This window comes from Amycolatopsis kentuckyensis, assembly GCF_002155975.1.
GTDB lineage: Bacteria > Actinomycetota > Actinomycetes > Mycobacteriales > Pseudonocardiaceae > Amycolatopsis > Amycolatopsis kentuckyensis.
Window position 1 is genome coordinate 1 of the sequence record NZ_MUMI01000834.1, and the last position, 3,060, is coordinate 3,060.

Annotated in this window: 3 protein-coding genes; 1 reads left to right on the plus strand and 2 read right to left on the minus strand. The window is 74.4% G+C overall.

Annotation, left to right across the window (positions count from 1 at the left end; translation table 11 throughout):
* Window positions 1–460, minus strand: a 460-nt coding sequence (locus CCN39_RS48475; RefSeq protein WP_143264498.1) for a GntR family transcriptional regulator, incomplete at its 3' end; no start/stop codon positions are given.
* A 29-nt stretch (window positions 461–489) separates the two neighbouring features.
* On the opposite strand from CCN39_RS48475, the gene CCN39_RS48480 reads away from it, so the two are divergent.
* Window positions 490–1,272, plus strand: a complete 783-nt coding sequence (locus tag CCN39_RS48480) for a class I SAM-dependent methyltransferase (protein ID WP_086853977.1) — start codon at window positions 490–492, stop codon at window positions 1,270–1,272.
* A gap of 88 nt (window positions 1,273–1,360) precedes the next feature.
* Here CCN39_RS48480 and CCN39_RS48485 read toward each other — a convergent pair.
* On the minus strand, window positions 1,361–3,060 hold a 1,700-nt coding region (locus CCN39_RS48485; RefSeq protein WP_143264499.1), incomplete at its 5' end, for a tetratricopeptide repeat protein.

The window sequence follows — 3,060 nt, forward strand, 5'->3', positions numbered from 1 at the left end:
CGGCGCGCAGCCACGCCGCCCGCGGGAACGCCGTCAGGTCCGGGACGCCGGGGGTGAGGTCGATCCGGGCCGGCGCCGCGCGGACCGCGTCGAACACGTCCACCCCGGGCCGGGGCGTGATCACCGCCGAGGCGGAGAGCCGGTCCGGCGAAGGGGACGGCGGCAGCACGGGCGCGGCGACGATGACCGTGCCCGCGCGGCCGCGGCCCGCCGCGTGGCCGTCGTCGATCAGCCGCTGGTAGGCCTCGGTGACCACGCCCCGCGACACGCGCAGCTCGGCGGCCAGCACCCGGGACGCGGGCAGCCGGCCGCCGACCGGGAGCCGGCCGTCGGCGACCGCGGCGCGCAGCTGCCCGGCGAGCCAGTCCGCGAGCCCGCCCGGCGGTGCCTCGCGGACGTCCAGCTGGAGGAAGTCCGAGCCTATGGACCACTCCGAGAACGCTGTTTTGGCTCTGTCCATCGGACCATTCTCGCAGCACGCTGGGGCTCATGGACACCGTTTACGTGCACGGATACACCGAACCCGAAACCCGCCGCCTCGGCGACCAGGCCGACACCCTCGCCGAGCTCCTGCACGCCGGGACGGCCTATCCGGCTGGAAGCCGCGTGCTGGAAGCCGGCTGCGGGGTCGGCGCCCAGACCGTTCACCTGGCGGCCCGCAGCCCGGGCGCGCACCTGACCGCGGTCGACGTCTCCGAAGCGTCACTGCACCAGGCGCGAACCCGGGTCAAAGGCGTCGACTTCCGGCAGGCCGACCTGTTCGACCTCGACGGCGAGTACGACCACGTCTTCGTCTGCTTCTTGCTCGAACACCTGCCGGAGCCGGAGAAGGCCCTCGCGCACCTGAAGACGCTGCTGCGGCCGGGCGGCACGATCACGGTGATCGAGGGCGACCACGGCTCGGCGTTCTTCCACCCGCGCAGCGAGCACGCCCAGGCCGCGATCGACTGCCTCGTCCGGCTGCAGGCCGAGGCCGGCGGCGACGCGCTCATCGGCCGTCGCCTGTACCCGCTGCTGGCCGGCGCCGGATTCGGCGACGTCACCGTGGAACCGCGCACGGTCTACGCCGACGCGTCCCGGCCCGATCTGGTCACCGGGTTCACCCGCGACACCTTCACCGCGATGGTCGAAGGCGTCGGCGAAACCGCCGTCGCCCGCGGGCTGAGCACGCAGGAGCGCTGGGACCGCGGGGTCACGGACCTGCACCGGACCACCCGCGAAGACGGCACCTTCCACTACACGTTCTTCAAGGCCACCGGGAGCAGGCCGTGAAGCCCCGGCCCCGGCTCGCGGGCAGCACCGACGTCGTCGACCGGGACGTCCAGCGGCTCGAAGCGGATCTCGCGGCCCGCGAACCCGATCACCCCACGACGCGTTCCAGGGCCGTCAGGTGGTTCCGGACCCGGATCGCGCCGGGCACGCACTCCCCGGCGTAGCAGGCCAGCGCGCGTTCCCAGTGCGAACGCGCGGCCTCCGGGTCACCGAGTCCACAGTGGACTTCACCGAGCCCGCAGTGGGCCCGGCCCTGTTCGGGACGGCAGCCCGTTTCCTTCGCCACGGCCAGGGCTTCGCGGTGGTAGCGCAGTGCGTCCGAAGAGGCGCCGCGAGCGGCCGAAAGGCTGCCGAGGCTGTTGAGCACGCGGGATTCCACGCCGCGATCACCGCACTCGCGGGCCAGGCTCAGTGCCTCTTCCAGGTGCTGGGCCGCCTCCGCGTGCCGCCCCTGCGCCAGCCGCACGTCGCCCAGGTGCTTCAGCGCGATACCGCGGTTGGGCGGGCTTCCCGTCTCCTGCGCGATTTCCAGCGCCCGTTCCAGGTGCGCCGCGGCTTCGGCGTACCGGCCGCGCGCGTGCTCGACGTCGCCGAGGATGCCCAGGGCGTACCCCTCGCTCACCCGGACGCCCATCGCGCGCAGGTGTCCCAGCCCTTCCTCCAGGACCCGGACCGCTTCGTCGTGCCGGCCCAGCGCCGACAGCGAGTCGCCCAGGTTGACCAGCGCGTAGCCCTCGCTCGTGCGGTCGGCAGTGTCGCGGGCCAGGGCGAGGGCCTCTTCGAGGTGGCCGATCGCTTCGCCGTACCGGCCGATGCCGCGGCAGGAACAGCCGAGCACCACCAGGACCAGGCCTTCGCTGGTGCGGTCGCCCGTCTTCCTCGCCAGCGCAAGCGCCTCCGTCGAGTACCGGATCCCGTCGGCGAAGCGGCCCAGTGCGCGGCACACGAGCCCCAGGGTGTTGACCGAGTGGATTTCGGTGCGCCAGTCGCCGGTCTCGCGGGCCAGGACGAGCGCCTCCTCCAGGTACCGCAGCGCCTCCGGCGACCGGCCGACCCGCCAGTGGCCGAGCGCGATCAGGATGAGCGGCTCGGCCTCGGCCGCCCGGTCGCCGGTGTGGTGGGCCAGCGCGGACGCGTGCGTGTGCAGCACCAGCGCTTCCTCGTGGTAGCCGCCGACGTCGAGGTAGTGCCACAGGATCCCGGACAGCAGCCGCAGGTGGTCCGGCCAGCCGTGCCGGGTCGCGTGCGCGGCGACCGCCAGGAGGTTGCGCCGCTCGGCCTCCAGCCACGCCGGCGCGTCGAGCACCTTGACCTCGGGGTCCGGCACGCGCGGCCGCAGGTGCCGTTCCTGGGGCAGGACGACGTCCATCGCCTGCCCGGCCGAGGAGACGTAGAAGTCGAACAGCCGTTGCTGTGCCTCGTGGCTCTCGCTCGGGTCCTCGGCCGCGAGCTCGGCGGCGTAGACGCGCAGCAGGTCGTGCAGCTGGACGCGGTCGTCGCCGGTCTGCTGCGCGAGGTGGGCGCGGACCAGGGCCCCGGCCAGCCGTTCGGCCTCCGGCAGGGGGACGCCGGCGAGCGCGGCCAGCGCGGGCGGCGTCAGGTCGCGGCCCGGGTGCAGGCCGCAGAGCCGGAACACGCGCGCCGCGTCGGGCGCGAGGTTGCGGTAGGACCAGGAGAACACGGCGCGGACGGCGGTCAGCGGGTCACCGCCGCCGTCGAGCAGGTCGAGCCGCCGCCGTTCGTCGGCCAGCTCGGCCGCGAGTTCGGCGAGCCGCTCCCCCGGCCGGC

Bases quoted from the DNA above. Each gene is read 5' to 3' on its own strand.
- CCN39_RS48480 (WP_086853977.1), top strand. From the start codon at position 490: ATGGACACCGTTTACGTGCACGGATACACCGAACCCGAAACCCGCCGC.